Here is a 24,399-nt window from a genome sequence, read left to right as displayed (position 1 = left end):
CTCTCCCCTACAATATGCCTATCGTTGATTCTGAATTTTTTACAAACATTTTATTACCAAGTCGTTCAAAATATGGGCTAAGGCTTAATATATCTTCTGAATGCCCCAAATACAATGTGCCGCCTACTTTTAACACATTATGCAATTTTGTGAGTATGCTTTCTTGATCTTTAGGTTTAAAGTATATAAGCACATTTCGACAAAAAACCATGTCAAATTCACCTGCACTAAAAGGATAAGTCTTATTAAAAAGATTTAATTGTTGAAATGTAATCATACTTTTGAGACTACTTTTGGCACGCAGTGATACCACATCTTTTGATACTACTTTCACAATGTCAAAATACTTATCAAGCTCTACCCAGTCTGGAATCTTGTTTAATCTAGAATCAAGGATATATTCACCCTTTCTTGCAAGCTCAAGCATACTTGTATCAATATCTGTTGCAATAATCTTAATCGAAGAGGTTGAATTATAAAGTGTTTTTGCATAAAGACAAGTGGCAGCTATAGAGTATGGCTCTTCACCGCTTGAGCTTGCAGAGCAAAATATTTTTACCGCACTATTACTGCGTAAAAGTGGTATCAAAGTGCGATTTAACATATCATTGAAATGATAAGATTCTCGAAATAAATCTGTTTTATTTGTAGTAAAGTTATTGATGAATACCTGCTTTACTTGTGCGTTTGTCTTCACAAGATATAAAAGATCATCAAGGCTTTTAATGTTAGCACAAACAGCTTCTTTTTGTAATGAATTGATTCTATTTTGTATCATCGTTTGACGCGTATCAGTAAGGTAAATACCACAAATATCATACAAAGTGTCTTGTATCTGCCGCAATGTTTTAGAATCTAGCTTCCAAGTATTCTCTTTCAAAAATGCCCCTTAATAAAATCTCAAAAATATATACATAAATCTTATTTTTGCAAATGTTTTTACTATAATGTTAGCATATTTTTTTGAAATAGGGACGAAAACATGCGGCTTGGTGTAAATATTGATCACATTGCGTATTTGCGTGAAACTAGAAAGATAAACGATCCTGACCCACTTGAAGCAATCTTTATTGCAAAAAGGGCTGGGGCAGACCAAATCACAATTCACTTGCGAGAAGATAGGCGACATATACATGATAGCGATTTATATCGCATTGCAGAATCTAGCTTTTTACCGCTTAATGTGGAGTGTTGCAGTGAGATAGATATGCTGCATTTAGTAAGCAAGGTAAAGCCACACAGAGTAACACTTGTGCCAGAAAAAAGAGATGAGGTAACAACTGAAGGTGGATTAAGGCTATCTCAAACACTCTTAGAATCTCTAAAGATTCTAAGAGACAATGAAATACAAATCGCGCTTTTTATCGACCCAAATATTGAGAGTATAGAAAAAAGTGCGGAATTTGCAGAAACACTAAAAGTGCCTATCGCAGTGGAGCTACACACAGGAAAGTATGCAAATATCTCTCTTATGCTTAACTCTAATCTATCTCGCACACATAATTCTATACAAGAGTTACAATATGATAGGAAGACATTGCACGCCATGCTAACACAAGAGTTGCAGAATCTAAAAGAAATAACACAACACGCTTTGCATGCAAACCTAAAGGTATATGCTGGACATGGGCTAAACTATGTGAATGTGAAAGATATTGTAAATATACAGGGCATAGAAGAGCTAAATATCGGGCAAAGCATTATAGCGCGTTCAATCTTTGTGGGATTAGAACAAGCAATAAAAGATATGAAAGAGTTAGTTGGGTAGTTTTGTTGTTTGTTGGTTATGGGAGCCTTATACCACAGATTTTTTCCATATAGAATCCAGTGGGTTTGTGTAGATTCTATGTGAGATTTCCCTGCGATTGGGCTTTGGTGTGCTATATCCTTGTTAGATTAATAACCTCTAATCTGTGATTTATGGATATAGCCATGTATTGCATCTTTACCATGTCGAATGCCCGGTGGGAAGTAGAATACTTCATACCAGCCATTTACATCATTACAATTTATAAAACCATCAAACTCAGAGCAACTAGCACCGATAAGAATAGCTTTTGAAGCTTTAGGTTTTTGCATATCAGCTTTTAGCATTTGTCCTGCGATTGTGCCTTTTGGAGTTTGGCGGATATTTACATAATCATCTTTTGAAGCATAGCTAAACTCTTTTGTAACCGCCCCTTTCATTGGATATGCTGAATATGATTTCTTGGGCGGTGTAAGTGCAAAAACACTTTTCATTGTTGAGCCGTTTTGACTCATATGTGCTTTTACTCTTACTGCTTGTTCTCCATAGATTTTTCCACCAAAAGTTTTAGCTACTACATCGTTAGAAACCTTAATCCCTTCATTTTTACTGGGTTTCATGGCAAGACATGCGGACATAGCTTTTTCACTCGCACATTGAAACACTTGTTTTCTATCAAAAAACACATTTTTAAGATTTGTATCTGGGTAGAAATATGTGCCATTTGGACTTGATACAAGCACACCTGTTGCTACTACTTCACCTGTGGTTTCAATATATTGTTCGCTGTCGCCATTAAATATCGTTTTTAATTTGAGTGTATTCTTCTCCATAACGCCATCATTACGCAAAAGACTCTTAAACTCTGGGTTAATAGGACCAACATCAGCTACTGCCATACCGCACATAAGTGCAAAACTTAAACACATTTTTTTAAACATAAATGCCCCTTTAAAAACAAAATGAGATTTGATTGTAGCTTTTTTTATGTATGAAATCAAGCTTTTTATAAGAAGATTCTATAATTTTCATAGTTTTTAGTCCATAAAAAGCAAAAATGTAAATCTTCATCTCTAAAAACTCTAAATTGCTAGATATTTCCAAGTGCAATTGGGCAGTATCTCTTCTATCTTATGTTTTAATCTCTCATCAAGATACATGCTACTCTCAAAAATAAAGGTTTTACCACTCACACTATCTTGAAAGCCGATACCAAATCTTGTATCACCTTGAGATGAACGCATAATATTTGCTATAGCACTCACTTGTTCTTCTGTGATAACGCTTTGCATTAACGCACATAAACATGAGTTTCTTATATCCATATCTGCTACGAGATTAAGCGGCTCAATGCCATTTGCTTCATCAAGGATAGAATCTCCATATACAGCGTTATTATGCAGCTTAGAATCCATAGATTTCTTTGTAAAAGTTTTAGAATCTTGTGTATTTGTTTGTGATTTTGCATTATCTTTTTTCACACGCAATTTTATCTCTTTACATGATTGTAATGTGTGGATTTCATGCACTCTTATTTCTATTTTATAGCTTACCTCAGCACTGCCATCTTCGCCCTCTGTTACCATTCTCTCTTTTTCAAGTTTGCCTACTATGCCAATAGGATTGCTTAGATCAAAGCTATCAAGCAGGTTGAGTTGATCTTCAAATAAAGTTAAAGGTTGCTTACCGCTAAAGTCCATAATCTTTGCTGTGCCATAAGTGCGGTTATTTTTACTCATTTTTCGCTGTAAGTCTTCTAGCTTTCCTATAAGCATAACCCTTGATCCATCGGCGATATTCTCTAACTCTGCGATTTTTACAACATTTTTTATTTGCTCTATCTCACTTCTAAAGTCATCAAGCGGATGTCCGCTTAGATAGATTCCCAAACTTTCATATTCATATTCAAGCAAGCTTTTATTATGTAGTTCTGGCAAAGGCTTTATCTGTAATTCAGGACACAACTCTTCTGCACCAAATAGCCCACCACCACTGCGTTCCCTAGACATTCTCCTGCCTAAATCGCAAATATAATCAAGATTATCAAGCATACTTGCACGCGTGTAGCCAAGATTATCAAGGCTACCACTTTTTACTAAGGGTTCAAGCACTTTTTTAGAGATTCTCTTAAAATCTGCTTTTGTGATAAAGTCTTCAAGATTCTTAAAAGCACCTTTTTGTTTTCTATCATCGATAATGCTTTGCAAAGCCCCTTCTCCTGCACCTTTAATCGCATTCAACCCAAAGACGATTTTCTTTTTACCATTAGAATCTATTATTACAGAAAAGTTAGTTTGCGAGGTATTTACATGCGGGGGTAAAATCTCAATACTCATAGCCCTTGCTTCATCTATGTATGTAGCGACTGCTTCTATTTTATGACTTTCGCTTGATAGCATTGCTGCCATAAACTCATGCTCATAATAGGTCTTTAAATAGGCGGTTTGAAAGGTTAAGATTCCATAAGCGGCTGAATGCGATTTATTGAATCCATACTCTGCAAACTTTGCTATCTGGTCAAAAAGCTCTTCTGCTTTTGTCCTATCAAAGCCATTTTTCTCTGCACCATCGGCAAACTTTGTGCGATTTTCTGCCATGATTTGTGCGTCTTTTTTACCCATTGCCCTTCTTACAAGGTCCGCTTCACCGAGTGAGAATCCACCTATAACTTGCACGATTTGCATAACTTGTTCTTGATAGACTATTACCCCATAGGTATTTTTTAGAATCGGCTCTAACTCTTTGAAAGTATAGCTTACAGGGCTTCTACCATGCTTTCTATTAATATATTCATCACTCATGCCACTATCCATAGGACCGGGTCTAAAGAGTGCTAAAAGGGCGATAGCATCATCAATGCCGCTTGGCTGCAATCTGCGGTTAAATTCCTGCATACCACTAGATTCTAGCTGGAATATCCCAAGTGTATTCCCACTACGCAATGTCCTATATACCTTTTCATCATTCACATCAAGCGTTGAGAGATTAATATCAATATTATTTGTATCTTTTATAATATCAAGTGCGTCTTGAATAACCGTGAGTGTTTTTAAGCCCAAGAAGTCAAACTTGATTAAATCCACTGGCTCTAAATACTTCATAGAATACTGCGTTACCATAACCCCTTTTGTCCGCTCACTCACATATAAGGGGACTTTATGCCATAACTCTTTTTCAGAATCTACCACAAGGGCTGCGGCATGTTTGCCGGTATTTCTATTTAGCTTTTCAAGTCTTAAAGCCATTTCCCATACTTTTCTTGCAAGTCCCCTATTTTTCTCATCTCTATCGTTATCGCCTTCTGTGATAAGCTCTTGTATCTTTGGCTCTAGCTCATATGCTCCCTCTATAAAATTCCCGTTTTTATTATAGCCTTTGAGTGTAATGCCTAGCTTTGAGGGGATAAGCTTTGCAAATCTATCCGCATTTGGTATAGACATGCCATAGATTCTAGCAACATCTCGTATCACTCCCCTTGCTAGCATTTTACCAAAGGTAATAACTTGTGCTACATTATATTCACCATATTTTGCTTTCATGTATTCAAACATTTCTGGGCGTCTTCTTTGGCAAAAGTCAGTATCAATATCGGGCATTGATATACGCTCTGGATTCAAAAATCTCTCAAAAAGCAAATTATACTTAATAGGATCAACATCAGTAATTTCTAAACAATAAGCTACAAGGCTACCTGCCGCACTTCCTCTGCCCGGTCCTACTGGAATCTTATTTTGCTTTGCATAATTGATAAAATCCCATACAATAAGCATATAGCCGGGGAATTTCATCTGTGTGATAATATCTATTTCTTCTTGTAGGCGTTTATGATATATTTCATGCTTGTCTTTTTCTACCTGCTCTAATCTTTTTACTAAACCTTGTTTGCATTTATAGGCAAAATATTCTGCTTCATCTTGTATTGTAAGCCCTTCATTTTCTGCATACTCTTTTGCAAACTTAAAGCTTGGTGGGGTGGGTGGATTCTTATCATCTTTTAAGTCAATGGTAAGGTCGCATTTATCTGCTATTTCTTGTGTGTTAAATACTGCTTCTGGTATATCCATGAATAAATCAAGCATTTGCTTTGGACTTTTGATATAAAACTCTTGAACGGTGTGTCGCAATCTCTTTGGGTCATTAATATCAGTTGCCATAGCTATCATCATGGCTGCTTCTTGCATACTAGAATCTTCTTTATTTGTATAATGTGCGTCATTTGTAGCAATGAGCTTTGCCCCTGTCTCAAGGCTTAATCGCAACAAATCATTATCAATAAAGCGTTGGTCTGCTATGCCATGTCGCATAATCTCAATATAAAAATCATCGCCAAAAATATCTTGATATTCATGTATAGCTTCTTTTGCCCCATCATAGCCTTTTGCCCCCATGATGATTTTTTTATCCCTTTTTTTGCTATCCATGTATGGACTTAAGTTTAGATTCCATGAAATCTCGCCATTAAGACATGCAGAAGAGCAGATAATGCCTTTAGAATACTCTCTTAGAATCTTTTTATTAATCCTTGAAGTGCGATAGAATCCTTGTATAAAACTCTGGCTTGATAGATACATGAGATTCTTATAGCCTTCTTCATTCTTTGCATAAAGACAGATATGAAACTTTGGTGTATTTGGGGATTTATCACCTAAATCTTCTTTATTGTGAATATAGGCTTCAATGCCAATAATGGGCTTAATCCCTGCTTTTTTCATAATCTTATAAAACTCAATAGCCCCAAACATATTGCCATGGTCTGTCATTGCAACACTATTCATGCCAAGCTCTTTTATGCGTTTTGCTAAGACATCAAGCTTATTTGCCCCATCAAGTAGTGAATATTCTGTATGTAAATGCAAATGTGTAAATGGTATATTTTCTGTATTATTCATATTTTTTCCTTTTTATAAACCATGATTGCAATGTTACACTACATAAGATTAAAAAGCTATGAATCTATAAATTTTGCATTATACTGCTTTAAAGATTTTATGTGTCATGTTCGCTTACACCAAGCATTTTTTTATTAACATGCTATAATGTTGCGTAATTTTCTGGATTAAGATTCTCTATGCTGTATGGACAGATTCTTGGGATTCACATGTATTTTATCGAATCTCAAATCTAGGGCACTATAATATCAAGGAACAAAAAGGAGAGATAATGCGGCAATCTATATCCACAACTAGCAATACGGCTTTACCTATTGATACACTCGTTGATACTCTTGCTGATAAGCTTGATATACAAACTGATACTGCAAAGCAAGTAGCCACACCTTGTAGTATCACACAAAAACTACTCAATAATGAAGATATTCATCATTTATTGCCACATGCAAGCATAGCGGAGTTAAAAAGCATAGCAGAGTTAATACGACATAGAATCTTAGAAGTGGTGAGTAAAAATGGTGGGCATTTAAGCTCTACGCTTGGAGCGGTTGAATTGATTGTGGGAATGCACTCGGTGTTTGACTGCTCTTTGCACCCATTTATTTATGATGTGAGTCATCAAGCCTATGCACATAAATTGCTTACAGGGCGATACAAGGCATTTGAGAGTTTGCGTCAAATTGATGGCATAAGTGGTTTTATCGCACCTTATGAAAGCAGTCTTGACTACTTTATAGCAGGGCATAGCTCGACTTCACTCTCTCTTGCAGTAGGTGCTGCTAAGGCTAAAAAGCTAAGAAATGATCCGCATAAGCCCATTGTAATGATAGGCGATGGCTCCATGAGTGCGGGGCTAGTCTATGAAGCGTTGAATGAATTAGGTGATTTAAAACTGCCTGTAATTATTATCTTAAATGATAATGAAATGAGTATTGCAAAGCCTATTGGTGCGATTTCTAAGATTCTATCAAAGACTATCGCTAGTCCGCTGTATCAATCCATGAAAGAAAAAGTGAAAAAAATCGTGGATAAAATGCCAAATGGCACGACTTTTATCGCAAAACGATTTGAAGAGAGTTTTAAACTCATTACGCCCGGATTATTATTTGAAGAGTTTGGGATTGATTATATAGGACCAATTGATGGCAATAATATAGAAGAAGTCGTTACTACGCTAAAAAATGTCGCCTACTTAAATCGTCCCGTGCTGCTACATTGCCAAACCATAAAGGGCAAGGGCTATCAAATCGCTGAGGGTAAATATGAAAAATGGCATGGCGTTGCCCCATTTGACTTAAACACAGGACAAGCGATTGCAAAAAGTGCGATTAAAAGTCCAACTGCTGTGTTTAGCGATACGCTTTTAAGTATGGCACAACGCAATGAAAAAATCGTAGGCGTAACCGCAGCTATGCCAAGTGGCACAGGGCTAGATAAACTCATGGATATAATGCCAGAGAGATTCTTTGATGTCGCAATAGCAGAGCAGCACGCAGTAACCTCTATGGCGGCTATGGCAAAGGAGGGCTTTAAGCCTTATATTGCTATCTATTCTACTTTTTTACAACGAGCATTTGATCAGATTGTGCATGATACTTGCATTATGAATCTCCCCGTTGTATTTTGCATTGATAGAGCTGGGATTGTGGGTGAAGATGGTGAAACGCATCAAGGCTTACTAGATATTGCCTATCTGCAAAGCATACCAAATATAACTCTCATCGCCCCAAGAGATAATAGCACACTTTCCCTGCAACTTGAATATTCACAATATGTAACTTCACCGCTTGCTATCCGCTATCCTAGAGGGCAGTTTATGCTAGAAAAATGCTATATGCGTTTAGATTCTATTATAAAAGATTATGATACAAAAGCAAGGCAAAATATAGAATCTAATAATTGTCATGTTGAGCGAAGCGAAATATCTCAAAGTTTAGATTCTAATAAACACATAACAGAATCTACAAAAAGCACTAAAGAGACAACGCAAACAGATTCTAAAACAACCGCTTGTCATACTGAGCCTTTAGGCGAAGTATCTAACACGGAATCTAAAAAAGATTCAAATAAAGATTTTTCGCTTTTGTCAAAAACTCAAAACGACAAGAATCTAGAATCTCAACCATTTGGGCGGGTGCAAGGCATTGGGGTGCAAGATAATGAGAATTTAGAATCTTGCAGAATAGTCTTGAAGAATCTTCACAACGCACAAAACTATAACACACACCTAAAAGCACACAAAGCACAAATGCTATATGATAGCTTAGTGCATACAAAAGATTTTATACAACATAACACAGAATCTAGCAGGAAAAAGATTCTACTTATAGGCTATGGCAATGGTGTGGGTCGTATGCTTGATGTATGGCTTAGTTTGCTAACAGAGCATAATATCCATGCTTCACTGCTTGATATAATTAGCTTAAAGCCGCTTGATACTGATATGCTTACTATGTGTTTGAGAGACTATACGCATATTTTTGTTATGAGTGATAGTTATAAGCTAAATGGTGTTGGTGCATGTATCATGCAGTTTGCATTTAGCGAGTTAGAGCGTGGCAATCTAGCACAGATTCCAAAGATTATAAGCTTTGAGATAGAAGATATTTTTGTAAAACATGGAAACACACAAAAGATTGAAAAACAGCTTAATATAGACACAGAAAGTTTGGTGTCCAAAATTTTAGAATCTTACTTTTAGTTCAATGTAAAATATTAAACTTCTATATCATGCGATCATCTCAACATATTGTTTCAATGCTTATACAAGCAAATAAAGACAACAAGAACTTTACATTTTTATCATACAATGCAATGCTAGAGATAATGGCAACAAAATAGGTAGATAATGACAACAAAACATGGCACAAAACGCAAGGTATATGACTATACACATAGAGTTCAAACGCTAGATTCTATAAATTATCTTAAGCTACATGCGACTTTTTGCCTTATTTTACTGCTTGATGTAGCCTTGCTTTGCTTTATGACTAGCCAAACGAGTATATATATTAGAGAAGCACATGATTTTTTTAATAAAGATTCTCTTCCAAGCTATCTTGCAAATATCGGCGTATCCCTTATGCAACACTTTTTTCATAATCCATTGTTCAATGACTATGGCATGCGTCTGCCCTTTATATGTCTGCATATACTTAATTGCATACTGATGTATAGTATTTCACTACATATCTTGCATAAAAGTAGCGATTCGATTGTATGTGTGCTACTTTTTATGGCGATACCGGGTGTATCAGCCCAAGCTTTAGTTCTCTCTTACATGGGGATTTTAACACTTTTATGCTTACTTATTGTGTATTTTCAAGTGCGTTACAAACGCATTGCTTATGAGTTATTTATTATTGCTGTATTTTTAGATTCTGGTGCGGCGATCTTGTGTTTAGCTCTCTTTTTTTACGCACTCTTAAAGCGAAAAGCCTATACAATGGTTTTTAGTATGATATGTTTTGGTGTTAATATGTATCAATTTGCACCTATACATGGCGTCCCAAATTCATATTTTTTCGATACTTTGGGGCTTATGTCGCTGGTTTTTACGCCTGTATTGTTTGTATATTATGTCGCTGCTACTTATAGCTACACTTTTAAAAAGTCCCCATTATTATTGCATCTCATACCATTTGTTGGATTTTTATTCATCATGCTGTTTTCAACACGGCAAAAGATTGAAATTGAGAGTTTTTTGCCGCCATTATGCGTTGGGATTCCATTTTTTATGCAAAAGATTCTCTTTGACTTGCGTTCTCGTTTGCCACAATTTAGAATGCGATATAAGATTCGCATTTATGGACTTATTTTGTTTTTACTATTTGGAAATATAGCTCTTTTTGGCAATAAAATTACCTACTATATAAGTGATGTGCAACATAACTTTGCCTATTCGTTTTATGAAGCAAAAGATATAGCAAAGGAATTGTATAAGCGAAATATAACACATGTCAATGTGCCAAATAGTGATTTAGCCCTGCGACTTAACTTTTATGGTATCAATACAGACACAAAAGACAATCCGCCAAAATACACACTCGCAGCAAACAATAAAGGCTCTATCATAATAACTTATGGCAACACTAAAGTTGCACAATACGCCCTTATCCCTTATAAAACCACGCATAAAAAGTAGGGATAGATTCTTATGTGATTTTACCTTGTAGTTAAATAGAATCTTGAGAGGTTATGCAAGTATTATTGTTATGTATCGCAAAGTATCACTAGATCAAGTAATAAAAGATTACAATAAACCTTATAAAAAAGGTAGCTATCAAGTTTTTATATTACTCTACCCCAGCAGTATTTCCCAAAAATATCACAACCAAGTCATTTATGAAAGTAATTTGTCATTTTTGATTAAAATTTGCTAGAATCTGTGCTTCATGTTTTAAAGCTTTTTGCTATCCATAGCAAAGCAAATAACGAAGTGTTAGAATCTGGAGGCATTATGGTTGATTATGGCATTAAATTTTGGTCAAATGATGATTTTATTATCGATGATGGCGTGGTAAAGGTGAATTATAAAGTAAAACCCGCTCTCATTGATATTGTAAAAGAAGCAAGAGAAAAAGGCTATAAAGGACCACTGCTTTTAAGATTCCCACATTTAATAGAAAATCAGATTACAAAGGTTTATGATGCTTTTCATGCCGCCATTAAAGAGTATCAGTATCAAGGCTGTTTCAAAGCTGTATTCCCCCTAAAAGTTAATCAAATGCCAAATTTTGTCCTGCCTTTAGTCGAGCTTAGCAAAGGCAAATGCTATGGCTTAGAAGCAGGGAGTAAATCAGAGCTTATCGTAGCTATGGCTTATACAAATAAGGGCAGCCCGATAACCGTGAATGGCTTTAAGGATAAAGAGATGATTTCGCTAGGTTTTATCGCGGCAAATATGGGGCATGATATTACCCTTACAATAGAGGGGCTAAATGAGCTAAAGACTATCATAGAAATCGCAAGTGAGATGGCAGAGCCTTATCCTAATATTGGCTTAAGGATACGACTGCATAGCGTTGGCACGGGCATTTGGGCAAAAAGCGGGGGTATTACCTCTAAGTTTGGACTAACTTCAACAGAGCTTTTAGAAGCTATGAAAATGCTAGAGCATTCAAAACTTCTGCATAAATTTACCATGATACATTTTCATATCGGCAGTCAAATAAGCGATATTTCACCACTAAAAAAGGCGATTCGAGAAGTAGGCAATATTTATGCAGAGCTTAGAAAAATGGGGGCAAAGAATCTTACCGCAGTAAATATTGGTGGTGGTTTAGCAGTGGAATACGCACAGCATGAAAGTATGAATTGCAAAAACTACACTTTGACAGAATTTAGCGGCGATGTCGTCTTTAGCTTAAAAGAGATAGCAAAGAATAAAAATGAGTTAGAGCCAGATATTTTTATAGAATCTGGTCGCTTTATATCCGCTTCACATGCAGTTTTGGTAGCTCCTGTATTGGAGCTTTTCTCACAAGAGTATGAAGAGAGTGCGTTGAAATTAAAAGAAGATTCTAATCCACCGCTTGTAGCAGAGCTAAATGACTTATATAACTCTATCACAGAGAAAAATGCGATTGAATACCTGCATGATAGCCTTGATCACATGGAATCTTTACTTACACTTTTTGACTTGGGCTATATCGACTTAAAGGATAGAAGTAATACTGAAGTGCTAGTGCATTTGATTATCAAAAAAGTGATTAAGCTTTTAAAGTATAAAAATCATAATGAGATTCTAAAGATACAAAAAAGTGTGCAAGAGAGATATTTGCTTAATTGTAGCTTTTTTCAAAGTTTGCCAGACTACTGGGGATTAGAGCAGAATTTCCCCGTTATGCCACTTGATAGGCTGAATCGCCGTCCAACGCGTGCGGCAAGCCTTTGGGATATTACCTGTGATAGCGATGGTGAGATTTCATTCAATCCGCAAATGCCCCTTTTCTTACATGATGTCGATGTGTCAAAAGAAGAGTATTTTCTAGGCTTTTTCCTTGTTGGAGCGTATCAAGAAGTGCTAGGTATGAGACATAATCTCTTTACGCATCCAACAGAATTTAGCGTTATCTTTGATGATGAGCTAAATAAAGGCTATGAAATCGCAAATCTATTAGAAGCCCAAACAATAGTCGATGTACTAGATGACCTAGATTATGATACAAAAGAGATTGAGAGAATCTTAAAGCAGCATATAGAAGATAGTGATTTAGACATAGAGACAAAAAAGGCAGTGCTAGGCAAACTCTATGTTATGCTAAGTGAGAATGGCTATCTAAGGACTATTAGCACAGATACATTGTAGTGTTTAAAGGGGGGATTTATGCGTTTTGTGTATAGATATATTATGGCTTTTATGGTGTGTGCTAGTCTTATGATAGCAGATTCTAAAGTAGATTCTAAAAAAATAGAATCTACTAAAAATACAGAATCTAGCCCAAAAGAACACTGGCTAGAGGCAACCATAAAACGCATAAAACTACTATTCAATCAAAACGATTATGTAGAAGATGCAAAATGCGATGAGACTTGGCAAAAAAGAGTGTGTGATGGTAACATTATGTGCTATGCTACAAAGTGCTTTTATCCGCAAGCAGATATTGAAATGATGCATAGAATCTTTTTAGAAAATCTAGTCATTTACTTAAAACACCATCACGCAGCAAGGGAGAAAGACCGCATAGCACACCTTTCAAATATCTTAAAACTAGGCTTACCACAGGATAATAAAGAGCACGACTATACTTTCATAAATTCATATAATGTAAAATGCACCTACACACTTTGGAAAAAAGATGATAAGACACTCTTTTTTGACTTAAGCGGTTGTTTAAAAAAGAAAAATCAACGAATGACACGCACACTCATACAAGATGACTTAGGTGTAATAGAACTATACGAGCATATTGCGTATTAGATTCTGGGCTGCAAATGGCGACCGCGAAACTTACGAAGAGAGTGCTGATAGATGAGTTTCTTATTATTTTGAACTTTTAAAAAAATAAAATATCCCTTGGAAATGCCCAATACTTACACACAATAAGAAAAACGCTGGAATCTGTGCTTATAGAATCTAAATCGCTACTTCTAAAAGCTGCCACATGGGTGCTACTATGCTATATGCAAGTCCTGCGATTAGGATTCCCATAATAATTGTTGCAAAAGGTTGCGAGAGTATTTGCAAAGTTTGCAAGGATTGCGTGAATCTGTCTTTATAGAATCTTGCATTCAATTCTAGGGCTTTATCTAGCATTCCGCTTTGTTCTCCACTTTGTAGTAATGCGATATTTGCGATTTTTATATCAATGCTATTTAGGGCTTGACTTAGCGGTATGCCTTTATCTAGCATAAATCTCAAGTGGGAAATTTTTTGTTGCAATACGCTATTGTGTATCAATTTTTCACACTGCACAATACTATCCATAAATGGCACTTTACTTTTTAAAAAATAATGTAACCCCAAAAAATATATATAAAGCCAATAATCAGTTACTACATGATTAATGAAAGGAATATGCAATAAGATTCTATCTCTAACTAACTTTTTATTCAAAAATATAAAACAAAAAATAATAAAAATTAGAATACAAGCAAGTATCTCAAATATATAACTTTGTAAAAAGCTAGATATTTTAAGAGTAAGTTCTGTAAAAAAAGGCAAATTCGCACCTAATTCATTATAAAGGTTAGCAAACTCTGGAATCACAAAAAATGCAAGCACAAAAAATACACATAAAAAACTTAATGCAAGTAACAATGGGTAAATCATAGCATTACGCAATGCTTGTATATAGGCATTTTTTTGTGATATTTCTTTTGCACATAACTCACAAGTCTCTTGCAAAAATCCACTCTTTTCACCAATGCTAAATAACGCTACCACAAGACTCCCGCAAGTATTTATATGCTTTTGCAAGGCACTAGAAAGCGTATCGCCTTTTTCTAGTGCATGAATCATAGATTGCAATAACGCCGCATTTTCCTTAAAATATAGTTCTTTTTTTATGGATTGTAAAATAGAGATTAAATGCAAACCCGAAGTGTAGCTAAACCCAAGCTGCCAAAAAATCCTTTCAAGTTCTTGTGTTTTATTACCATATCGCATAAAAAGGCTAACTTCGTTTATATTTGTAACAAGGAAATTTTTTTGCAACATTTTTTGCTTTGCTTCCTCTGTGTTTTTAGCAAAGATGTATCGCACACCTTGCGTGTTTATGCTTTGATAATTGCATTTAAAAAGTGACATAGCTATCCTAGATATAAAGTTATGTATAACTATAACAAAATTACAGCTTTTTATAAAATGTATGTTTCACTCTAATGTAAAATTTTTGTAAAATATTAGTGAAATGATATAATGATAACTTTTTTATACTAAAATAAAAGCTTTATTTTTTGAGATTTATTACTTTTTCTATGGATAAATTCAATATTTTAGAGTAGCAAATTAAGGCACAACACAAAGGGAGAATGAGTGCAGACAACGCAGGGTTTTCTACGAAAATATATGTATGTGATTGGCTTTTTTTGTGTATATCACATATCACTTTTTGCACAAACTTTTGAGTTGCAAGACTTTGTAAAAGCCATTGATAAAAATGCAATTTCATTAATCGATAATAAAGCACAATTTGAAAGTATGCTGGCTGAAAGAAAATCAAGTATTGCATGGGAATATCCTACAATAGAGGCAAGTGGAAACACAGCGAAAGACACCAATAAATCTGGGGTAGAATGGGATATGTCAATCGTTGCTAAACCAAAACTCTGGTGGGTAAATGCCCTTTTAAAACAAAGCCTGCAAGCAAAAGGGGAGCAATATCAAAAGACACATAATCTGCTTAGAAATCTTAACTTTATCAATGCAAAACGCATTTATCTTACCTATGTGGCTACAAAAGAGAAATGTCGCTATTATCTTAAAAGGGAAGAAAACTTTTTAAAGCTACTTCATATCGCAAAGAAAAGGCTAGAGGGCGGGAGTATCAGTAGAAAAGATTATGTAAGCTTTGAGGTGGCTTATCTAGATTCTACTCTAGCGAGTGTAGCGGTGAGAAATGAGCTTTTAGAGTTACAAAAAAATCTTTTTATGTTTATGGGTTTAGATAAACAGCATTACGCACATATCTCAACAAATAAAGATAATACAAATATGCTATATGCGATTGAAAAGGAATTGCATAGCATAGAAAATATAGAAAATGATGATAGCGATACAAAGCATAATGAGATTATTATAAAAGGTTTAGAGTTTCAATTTATCGACATGCAGCAGAGTTTGCTAGACCAAAAGATTCAATCTTCACTTTATACTGAAATACTGGATTCTCAAACAAAAGAATATAAATCTCTAGCACAATATGAGGGACAGAATCTATGGGGAAATTTAGAGGTAGGCATAGGGGTTAATCACTCACTCTCAAGCTATAATCCATCTTTGAAGACTACGATTCCCCTGCCTGTTACAAGGAAACAATCGCATTTAAAAGCAAAATATATGGCTTTAGAATCTGGCACACTTGCAAAGACAAATATTACAAAAAAGCAAATTGCTATTAAAGCAAAAGCATATCTGCAAGAATTAGCCCTGCAAAGAAAATACATTGACATCGCAAAGCAAAACACACAAGCAAAGCAGCATTTAGCAGAACTTAATCGCTTGGGCTATGAGGCACAGCAGGTTACTCTTTTTGAGTATATCACACAAGAAAACGCATTTGTAGATTCACAAATTGCCCTTGTCAATTCACAGATAAAATACATTGATATAGTTGCGCTTTTAGAAGAGACTTTAGGCGAGAGTTTCACAAAAATAGATTAAAAAGATGAAAGGAAAAGCCATGATACAAGCAAACTTTTATAAAACTTTACAGAATCTTTTTGTGCTATTTAGCATATTTTTTATACCGCTTTATGCGGATACAGCAAAATATGAAGCGATAAGCTTAAAAGATTCTGAAATGAAGGCAATGGGCGTTGGAATCTTTGCTATTAAAAACACTTCAAATGAAAGGGGCGTGCCTTTCTCTGCAGTAGTAGATTTTGATGATAAAGATGGTTATACGCAAAATTCAAGCCTTGAAGTTGTCGTGGTGAATCTCTATAAAAGGGCTGGTGAGAGTGTGAAAAAGGGAGAGCCTATTGTAGAGATTAGCTCAAATGCTTTGAGTGAGCTTTACTTCTCACTGCAAAATACTCGCAGTAGATTCCAAATCGCACAAGAAGTAGAAAGGAAAGATAAAGACTTATTACGGCAAGGCGTTATCTCACAAAGAGCGTATCAAACAAGCTATCTTACTATGAATGAGCTTCGTTTGAAAATGAATGAAATCCGATCATCTTTTAATATCTTTGGTATTAATCCAGATAATCCACGCGGGCAATATGGCTTTCTTGTTCGCGCTAGTGGTAGCGGGACACTAAGCGTTGTGCCAACACAGATTGGACAAAAGATTCCAGCTTTTACGCCTTATATAAGGATAGCAAAGCCTGATAATGACAATGTGCTTTTACGCATAAGAGTGCCGCAAAATAGGCTTAAAAGCGTGCAGCAAGGATTCTCTGTATTTAATGATAAGGGCGATAAAATAGGCATAATTGAAAGCATTTCAAGCGTCATTGATAAGCAGACAAATACCATTAGTGCAGTAGCAAGAGTGGAGGCAAAGGGCTTTAAAGTCGGTGAGATAGTAGAGATTTATGTGGCAGGGTCAGTGGGTGGTAGTGCAGTTGTGATACCTGATGATTGCTGGATTAAATATGACAATGACTATCTTGCATTTATTCAAGTAGAAAATGGATTTAAGCCCACTACTATAAACATTTTAGAAGAGAGAGATGGTGCAGCTGTGGTAGAGGGAGATGGATTAAAAGTTGGCACAAAAGTGGCAAAAGGCTCACTTGTTTTGCTAAAAGGTGTTATGGCTGGACTAGGTGAAGATGGGAGTGATGGCAATGGTCATTAATTGTATAGCAGGATTTGCCAAGATTTTTTGCTTAATACTTCAGTGTATATATAAGGGAGTGGCTAGATATGCTTACAAAAATCATTGAATTTTCTTTGCGACAAAAGATTATCGTTACAATCCTTGCATGTCTTTTACTCGCCTATGGTGTGTTTAGCTTTGTGAGAATCCCAATCGATGCCTTCCCTGATGTAAGCTCTACGCAAGTAAAAATCATTATGAAAATGCCCGGGGCTTCCCCTGAAGAAGTAGAAAATCGTGTGGTGCGACCTTTAGAGCTTGAATTGCTAGGATTACAAGGGCAGACTTCACTAAGAAGCACAAGTAAATATGCCATTGCAGATATTACTATTAACTTTGAAGATTCTGTAAATATGAATATCGCAAGGCAGATGGTAAGCGAGAGATTAAGCACTGCTATGTCTGAATTACCAGCAGGTGTGAGTGGTGGTTTAGCCCCGATTGTAACGCCTTTGAGTGATATGTATATGTTTACTATCGAGGGTAATATCACAGAAACTGAAAAAAGGCAGCTGCTTGACTTTACTATCCGCCCAGCCCTAAGAAGTATCAAGGGTGTGGCTGATGTGAGTAGCTATGGTGGCTTTGCAAAGGCTTATGTTGTGATTCCAGATTTTCATGATATGGCAAAGCTTGGGATTTCTATATCAGAGTTAGAATCTGTGCTGCGTGAGAATCTAAAAAATGATGGCGCGGGGATAATCAATCGCCCCGGTGAAATGTATCTTGTAAAAATTGAAAGTGCAGCAAAAAACATTAAAGACATTGAAAATATCTCAATGCCTACGCAAAATGGCTATGTGCGGATAAAAGACTTCGCTCAAGTGGTAGAAAATCATCGCACAAGACTAGGCTTTGTAACAATAGATGGCGAGAGAGAAACGACTGAAGGAATCGTGCTAGGATTAAGGGGGGCAAACTCGAAAAATACCATTGAAATGGTAGAAAAAAAGCTTGATGAAATTCGGGCTAATCTCCCACCAGATGTGCAAATAAATACTTTCTACAATCGATCTGATTTAACACAAAAGGCAGTAGATGCCGTGATTAAAGTCCTTGCAGAAGCCATTGTGCTTATTGTTATCGTTTTATTTTTATTCTTAGGGGATTTGCGTGCGGCTGTTGCTGTGAGTGTTATTTTACCTCTTGCTTTATCCGTTGCCTTTGCGTTAATGGAGAAAAATGGCTTAAGTGCGAATTTAATGAGTCTAGGTGGGCTTATAATCGCTGTTGGAATCTTAGTAGATTCTGCGGTTGTTGTGGTAGAAAACGCCTTTGAGAGATTAAGCCATGAGCAAAATCTAACAAAGATTCACACAATCTATCGTGCTTCAAAAGAGATAGCCCCATCTGTTGTAAGTGGGATTATTATCATTATCGTATTTTTTGTGCCCATTCTCACACTAGAAGGCTTAGAGGGGAAAATGTTTGTGCCTTTGGGAGAAACTATTGTATATGCCCTTATCGGCTCACTTATACTCTCAATCACGGTTATTCCTGTTATGTGTTCGTTTGTATTAAAGTCAAAGCCGCATAAAGAAACGATTTTATTGCGTGGGATTGAGTATTTATATCACCCTATGCTTAAGTTTTGCTTAAATAATGGTCGCATTGTAATGATTGGCTCACTTGTATTTCTTGTGTTTGCTTTCTCACTTTTCCCCTATATTGGTAAGGCTTTCATGCCTACACTTGATGAGGGCGATATTGTATTGTCCATTGAGACGACACCATCGACTTCTATTGATGAATCGCGTGATATTTTACTTAGAATCACAAAGCAAATTAAAGATTCTGTCCCCGAGATTAAAACCATTATTACGCGTGCTGGTGCTGATGAGTTAGGACTTGATTTAGCTGGATTCTATCAATCAGATTCTTTTATCATCTTAAAGCCAAAAGATGAGTGGGAAGCAAAAAACAAAAAAGAAATAATTGATAAAATACATAATGCTGTAAAAGATTTTAAAGGTGTTACATTTATTGTAACCCAGCCCATTGACATGCGTATTAGCGAAATGGTAACAGGTGTGCGTGGTGATGTAGCCATTAAGATTTTTGGCTCTGATATTGATGAGTTAAATAGCTTAAGCACACAAATCGCTGATATATTAAAGGATATAAGGGGTAGCAAGGAAGTCTATACCGCATTGAATAAAGGGGTAAATTACTTCTATGTAACGCCACAACGAGAGAAAATGGCACGAACAAATATTAGTGTCGAAGAGTTTTCAAAATTTATGAAAAGCTCACTAGAGGGCTTATTTATCGATTATATACCACAAGGCTTTGCAAGGACACCTGTGCTTATCCGTCAATCAAGCGATATTGCCTATGATGTATCAAAGTTTCAAGGCTTAGAGTTAAGCTCTGAAGATGACTTGGTTGTGCCTATTAACTCTGTCGCAGAAATTAGGGCGGTTGATGGTCCAATTAGTATTATGAGAGAGCAAAGCAGTCGTGTGGGCGTTGTAAGAAGTAATGTTGAAGATAGGGATTTAGGTGGCTTTGTAGAAGAAGCTATGGCAAGAATTAGTGCGGAAGTAAAACTGCCCGATGGTTATAGCCTCACTTATGGTGGGCAGTTTGAAAACCAGCAAAGGGCAAACGCGCGCTTTAGCACTGTTATCCCACTAAGCATTTTAGTCATCTTTTTTATTCTATTCTTTACATTCCGCTCTATTACGCTTTCACTTATGATTCTATTAAACATTCCATTTGCAGTAACAGGCGGCTTAATATCTTTATATCTATCAGGTGAATACATGTCAGTACCAGCGAGTGTAGGCTTTATCGCATTGTTTGGTATTGCCGTGTTAAATGGGCTTGTTATGGTAGGCTATTTTGTCCAGCTTATTAAAAAGGGACACAGCATTGATGAGGCAGTAGAAATGGGGGCAAAAAGAAGACTTAGACCGGTCTTAATGACGGCAAGTATTGCAGCACTTGGACTTGTGCCTATGCTTATTGGTGGTGGTGTTGGCAGTGAAGTCCAAAAGCCCTTAGCAGTCGTTGTGCTTGGCGGACTTGCCACTTCAACAGCACTCACACTACTTATTTTACCGCCAACATTTAAAATGATTGCAAAGCGCTTTAAGATTATTGATGGAGAGCAGTAAGACTAGATTTTGTATAATTAGCCCTTTTGACTTAAAATATCTTAAGCATTATCTTGTAATTTATATGCTATGATTTGACTTTTTGAATATAGCATTAGGTTATGTTTAGTCGCAATACACTAACAATTAGGAATATAGGAATGACAAAAGATTCTAAAATCTATATAGCTGGACACACAGGACTTATAGGTTCAGCCGTGCTTCAAAAACTACAAAACATGGGATTTAATAATCTAGTTGTAAGAACTCATAAAGAATTAGACTTATTAAATCAAGCTTTAGTTAGTGATTTTTTCGAGCAAGAAAAACCAGAGTATGTATTTTTCTGTGCGGCTAAAGTTGGTGGCATGGTGGCGCAATTGCAGAATAGAGCGAGTTTTTTATATGAGAATCTTACTATGCAAAATAATGTAATCCATTATGCTGCTAAAAATAATACAAAGAAGCTATTATATCTTGGCAGTATTTGTATCTATCCGGAATTTGTGCCATTACCCATAAAAGAAGAATATATTTTTCAGGGTGATTTGCAATACAATAATGAGCCTTATGCGATAGCAAAGATTAGTGGTTTAAAATTGTGTGAATTTTATAGTATTCAATATGGGGTGCAGTTTATACCGGTTATGCCTGTAAGTGTGTATGGCTCAAATGATAATTTTGACTTAGAAACTTCTCATGTTCAAGCAGCCATTTTTAGAAAAATATATTTAGCAAAATTGCTTCATGAAAATAGATATGATGAATTATTGAAAGATTTAAATCTAAAAACTATTGAAGAAGCTAGAATCTATCTTTCTAAATTTGGCATTGATGATAAGCAGGTAATGCTTCTTGGAACTGGAAATACGAGTAGAGAATTTTTACATTGTGATGATTTGGCTAGAGCCTGCATTTATCTCATGCAACATAAAGATTTTAAAGACATTGCACAAAATATTGATGGGAAAATAAGAAATTCACATGTTAATATCGGCACTGGCGAAGAAATCACGATTAAGAATCTAGCGTTCATGTTACAAGAAATGCTAGATTATAAAGGGCAAGTTTCATTTGAAAGCACAAGTAAAAATGATGGCACATTGGCAAAAAGTATAGATTTAAGTAAAATACACGCATTAGGTTGGCGGCACAAAATTACATTAAAAGAAGGTTTAAATATGATGTATAAAGATTATGTAAATGGTATTTACAAGTAAACCACCTATATTTTAAGAAAGGAAAAGCATGACAAAATATCCATTAAAAGGTTATCCATTAGCGTCATCTACTTGGGATAGGCAAGAGTTACAGGCAATTCAAGAAGTTATTGATAATGATATATTTACTATGGGCAAAAAGGTAAGCGAATGTGAAAAAGATTTTGCAAAGTTTGTAGGATCTAAATATGCTGTGATGACAAGCTCTGGTTCAACTGCTAATTTAATAGCAACTGCAGCTTTGTTCTATACAAAGCACAATAAATTAAAAAGAGGTGATGAAGTCATTGTCCCTGCTGTATCTTGGAGCACGACTTATTATCCTTTATATCAATATGGGCTAAAATTAAAATTTGTAGATATTGATTTGGAAACACTTAATTATGATTTACAATCCTTGCAAGATGTAATCACAGATTCTACAAGAATGATTATGTGCGTTAATCTACTGGGTAATCCAAATGACTTTGATAGAATACGGGCTATTATAGCCGGTAGAAATATTATCTTATTGGAAGATAATTGTGAATCAATGGGTGCAGAATATAAAGGCAAGCAGGCTGGCACTTTTGGTGTTATGGGGACATTTTCTACATTTTTTTCACACCATATAGCGACTATGGAGGGTGGCTTTGTAGTTACTGATAACGAAGAGTTGTATCACATTTTACTTTGTTTAAGAGCGCACGGCTGGACTAGAAATCTGCCAAAAGATAACTTAGTAGCACCAAAAAGTGATAGCTGGTTTCATGAATCTTTTCGCTTTGTTTTGCCTGGATATAATGTGCGACCTGTTGAGATGAGTGGGGCTATTGGCATCATACAATTAAAAAAACTTCCTACTTTCTTAGAGTATAGAAGAAAAAATGCGGAACTTTTTTGCAAATACTTTCAAAATCACCCCGATTTTATCATTCAAAAGCAAATTGGACTTAGCTCTTGGTTTGGCTTCTCTTTGATTATTCGCCCAGATTCTATGATACAACGAGAGGATATATTGCAACAATTAGATAAAAACAATATCGAGTATCGACCCATTGTGGCGGGTGATTTTACACAAAATGAGGTGTTAAGCTATTTTGACTATGAGGTACATGGCTCTTTAAAAAATGCAAAACACTTGCATAATAATGGCTTTTTTGTGGGGAATCATCAAGTAGATATTACAGATTCCTTGCATTTATTAAAAGCAGTGATAGACGGGGGGGGGGGGGTAACTAACCCTTTAAATTCCTATATCAAACATTCTGTTGTTAATGATTCTATAAACAATAAGCATTTTAATCCAGCACTTCGCTTTGCAAGGAGTGCATAAAATGGCAATAGAATTTGATATAGCAGAATCTAAACTTTTGCAAGGCGTATATATTATTACACCAAATAAATTTAGAGATTTACGCGGTGAGATTTGGAGTATTTTTACAGAAGAACATATAGGCAAATTAATACCAAATAATATAAGATTCAAACATGATAAGATCATTACTTCATGTCATAATGTTTTGCGTGGCATACATGGAGATGTGAAAACATATAAGCTAGTTACCTGCGTGTATGGCGAAGTGCATCAAGTTGTGGTAGATTGCAGGAAAGATTCACAAACCTATCTTAAGTGGGAAAAGTTTATCATTAATGAAAACAATCAACAAATTATTTTAATACCGCCAAATATGGGAAATTCATATTATGTAAGTTCAAATCATGCAGTTTATTATTATAAACTTGCCTATGATGGGGAATACCTAGATGCACAAGATCAATTTACATACGCATGGAATGATGAGAAAATAGGCATTAATTGGCCTACAACAAAACCGATTCTATCAGAGAGGGACATTATTGCAGATAGTCGCAATAGATAGAATAACCCATTCTTTTGTCAGTAAGTGTATCGCTAAGATTCCATATTATTATTATGTATGCAAGAATTCTAAGCAAGTCTGCATTGTGTAAAAAATGTCATGTTATTTTGAAGCCCAAAACAATACTTCTATTTTTCAAACAAATTGCACAATTATTGCTTTATTTAATTCTTACATAAAAGCTGCAAAATATTGTATCGTATGTAAATATTCTTGCTATAATGCCAATATTTTTGCAAGAGAAGTTGATTGAGTATTCTTAGTGTAGGAGTGTGAAGTTTGGATATATTAGCTTTAAATATAGAATCTTTTGCAAAGCAATATGCTACTTTCACTCTTATTGATACAAGAGCGACTACTACTTATAATGTCGCACATTTAAAAGATTCTATAAATTTAGCGACAAAAGATTCTATCTCTATCTTTATTCAAGAAAATTTTAATCTACAAGATTCTAATACAACTAACAATTTTAACTTATCTTCCCCCCCCCCCCCATTAGTAAGCCGCTTTTATTTCTCTGCTTTTCAGCCAAAAGGGCAAAGGAATTTGCAAAGTTTTCTCTAGCGTTATTAGAGAATACGCACTATCC

Annotated in this window: 15 protein-coding genes and 2 pseudogenes; 13 read left to right on the top strand and 4 right to left on the bottom strand. The window is 35.5% G+C overall.

Annotated features, from left to right (window positions below; genetic code table 11):
* Positions 1–7 precede the first annotated feature (7 nt).
* Entirely contained in the window at positions 8–880 is an 873-nt protein-coding gene (locus XJ32_RS08010) for a CheR family methyltransferase (protein ID WP_004084347.1), read from the bottom strand.
* A 102-nt stretch (positions 881–982) separates the two neighbouring features.
* Between XJ32_RS08010 and XJ32_RS08005 the strand changes: the two genes are divergently transcribed.
* Positions 983–1,768 (top strand): pyridoxine 5'-phosphate synthase, encoded by a 786-nt coding sequence (locus tag XJ32_RS08005; RefSeq protein ID WP_077388950.1) that lies wholly within the window; start codon positions 983–985, stop codon positions 1,766–1,768.
* Positions 1,769–1,896: 128 nt separating this feature from the next.
* Here the strand turns inward: XJ32_RS08005 and XJ32_RS08000 are convergent, their stop codons facing one another.
* Both XJ32_RS08000 and dnaE read right to left on the bottom strand, forming a co-directional pair.
* Entirely contained in the window at positions 1,897–2,688 is a 792-nt protein-coding gene (locus tag XJ32_RS08000; protein WP_077388949.1) for a hypothetical protein, read from the bottom strand.
* Positions 2,689–3,201: 513 nt separating this feature from the next.
* Positions 3,202–6,636, bottom strand: a pseudogene (gene dnaE, locus XJ32_RS07995) (DNA polymerase III subunit alpha); the annotation flags it as partial.
* Between the two features lie 424 nt (positions 6,637–7,060).
* Between dnaE and dxs the strand changes: the two are divergent.
* The 5 genes and pseudogenes from dxs to XJ32_RS07975 all read left to right on the top strand — a co-directional run.
* Positions 7,061–8,485: pseudogene (gene dxs / locus XJ32_RS12910) on the top strand (1-deoxy-D-xylulose-5-phosphate synthase); the annotation flags it as partial.
* Positions 8,471–9,337, top strand: coding sequence for a transketolase C-terminal domain-containing protein (locus XJ32_RS13335; RefSeq protein ID WP_367635303.1), 867 nt, complete (start codon positions 8,471–8,473; stop codon positions 9,335–9,337). The pseudogene dxs and the gene XJ32_RS13335, both read left to right, overlap by 15 nt.
* A gap of 147 nt (positions 9,338–9,484) precedes the next feature.
* Positions 9,485–10,780 (top strand): hypothetical protein, encoded by a 1,296-nt coding sequence (locus tag XJ32_RS07985; protein ID WP_077388946.1) that lies wholly within the window; start codon positions 9,485–9,487, stop codon positions 10,778–10,780.
* A gap of 315 nt (positions 10,781–11,095) precedes the next feature.
* A complete protein-coding gene (gene speA / locus XJ32_RS07980) occupies positions 11,096–12,946 on the top strand; it encodes an arginine decarboxylase (protein WP_077390246.1) in 1,851 nt (616 codons plus the stop codon).
* Between the two features lie 18 nt (positions 12,947–12,964).
* Entirely contained in the window at positions 12,965–13,558 is a 594-nt protein-coding gene (locus XJ32_RS07975) for a hypothetical protein (protein WP_077388945.1), read from the top strand.
* Positions 13,559–13,714: 156 nt separating this feature from the next.
* Here the strand turns inward: XJ32_RS07975 and XJ32_RS07970 are convergent, their stop codons facing one another.
* The gene (locus XJ32_RS07970) at positions 13,715–14,887 is read right to left on the bottom strand and encodes a type II secretion system F family protein (RefSeq protein WP_077388944.1); all 1,173 of its coding nucleotides are present in this window, start codon (positions 14,885–14,887) and stop codon (positions 13,715–13,717) included.
* A gap of 228 nt (positions 14,888–15,115) precedes the next feature.
* Between XJ32_RS07970 and XJ32_RS07965 the strand changes: the two genes are divergently transcribed.
* The 7 genes from XJ32_RS07965 (at position 15,116) to XJ32_RS07935 (ending at position 24,374) form a co-directional block, all read left to right on the top strand.
* Complete coding sequence (locus XJ32_RS07965; RefSeq protein ID WP_254422320.1) at positions 15,116–16,462, top strand: TolC family protein; 1,347 nt, start codon at positions 15,116–15,118, stop codon at positions 16,460–16,462.
* Between the two features lie 19 nt (positions 16,463–16,481).
* Positions 16,482–17,606, top strand: coding sequence for an efflux RND transporter periplasmic adaptor subunit (locus tag XJ32_RS07960; RefSeq protein WP_077388943.1), 1,125 nt, complete (start codon positions 16,482–16,484; stop codon positions 17,604–17,606).
* A 68-nt stretch (positions 17,607–17,674) separates the two neighbouring features.
* The gene (locus XJ32_RS07955) at positions 17,675–20,746 is read left to right on the top strand and encodes an efflux RND transporter permease subunit (protein WP_005219910.1); all 3,072 of its coding nucleotides are present in this window, start codon (positions 17,675–17,677) and stop codon (positions 20,744–20,746) included.
* A 140-nt stretch (positions 20,747–20,886) separates the two neighbouring features.
* On the top strand, positions 20,887–21,945 hold the full coding sequence (locus XJ32_RS07950; protein WP_155761488.1) for a GDP-L-fucose synthase family protein: 1,059 nt from the start codon (positions 20,887–20,889) through the stop codon (positions 21,943–21,945).
* 28 nt (positions 21,946–21,973) lie between these two features.
* The gene (locus XJ32_RS07945) at positions 21,974–23,260 is read left to right on the top strand and encodes a DegT/DnrJ/EryC1/StrS family aminotransferase (protein WP_077388942.1); all 1,287 of its coding nucleotides are present in this window, start codon (positions 21,974–21,976) and stop codon (positions 23,258–23,260) included.
* Position 23,261: 1 nt separating this feature from the next.
* A complete protein-coding gene (locus XJ32_RS07940) occupies positions 23,262–23,807 on the top strand; it encodes a dTDP-4-dehydrorhamnose 3,5-epimerase family protein (protein WP_077388941.1) in 546 nt (181 codons plus the stop codon).
* Positions 23,808–24,086: 279 nt separating this feature from the next.
* On the top strand, positions 24,087–24,374 hold the full coding sequence (locus XJ32_RS07935; RefSeq protein WP_077388940.1) for a hypothetical protein: 288 nt from the start codon (positions 24,087–24,089) through the stop codon (positions 24,372–24,374).
* Positions 24,375–24,399: the final 25 nt, after the last annotated feature.

Origin of the sequence: Helicobacter bilis, from assembly GCF_001999985.1 — a bacterium.
Classification (GTDB): Bacteria; Campylobacterota; Campylobacteria; order Campylobacterales; family Helicobacteraceae; genus Helicobacter_A; species Helicobacter_A rappini.
The sequence above is the reverse complement of the archived record's forward strand: the minus strand, read 5'-3'. Positions and strand labels throughout refer to the sequence as shown.

Bases quoted from the DNA above. Each gene is read 5' to 3' on its own strand.
- XJ32_RS08005 (WP_077388950.1), top strand. From the start codon at position 983: ATGCGGCTTGGTGTAAATATTGATCACATTGCGTATTTGCGTGAAACT.
- XJ32_RS07975 (WP_077388945.1), top strand. From the start codon at position 12,965: ATGCGTTTTGTGTATAGATATATTATGGCTTTTATGGTGTGTGCTAGT.
- XJ32_RS07950 (WP_155761488.1), top strand. From the start codon at position 20,887: ATGACAAAAGATTCTAAAATCTATATAGCTGGACACACAGGACTTATA.
- speA (WP_077390246.1), top strand. From the start codon at position 11,096: ATGGTTGATTATGGCATTAAATTTTGGTCAAATGATGATTTTATTATC.
- XJ32_RS07940 (WP_077388941.1), top strand. From the start codon at position 23,262: ATGGCAATAGAATTTGATATAGCAGAATCTAAACTTTTGCAAGGCGTA.
- XJ32_RS13335 (WP_367635303.1), top strand. From the start codon at position 8,471: ATGCGTTTAGATTCTATTATAAAAGATTATGATACAAAAGCAAGGCAA.
- XJ32_RS08000 (WP_077388949.1), bottom strand. From the start codon at position 2,688: ATGTTTAAAAAAATGTGTTTAAGTTTTGCACTTATGTGCGGTATGGCA.
- XJ32_RS07985 (WP_077388946.1), top strand. From the start codon at position 9,485: ATGACAACAAAACATGGCACAAAACGCAAGGTATATGACTATACACAT.
- XJ32_RS07970 (WP_077388944.1), bottom strand. From the start codon at position 14,887: ATGTCACTTTTTAAATGCAATTATCAAAGCATAAACACGCAAGGTGTG.
- XJ32_RS07960 (WP_077388943.1), top strand. From the start codon at position 16,482: ATGATACAAGCAAACTTTTATAAAACTTTACAGAATCTTTTTGTGCTA.
- XJ32_RS07955 (WP_005219910.1), top strand. From the start codon at position 17,675: ATGCTTACAAAAATCATTGAATTTTCTTTGCGACAAAAGATTATCGTT.
- XJ32_RS07945 (WP_077388942.1), top strand. From the start codon at position 21,974: ATGACAAAATATCCATTAAAAGGTTATCCATTAGCGTCATCTACTTGG.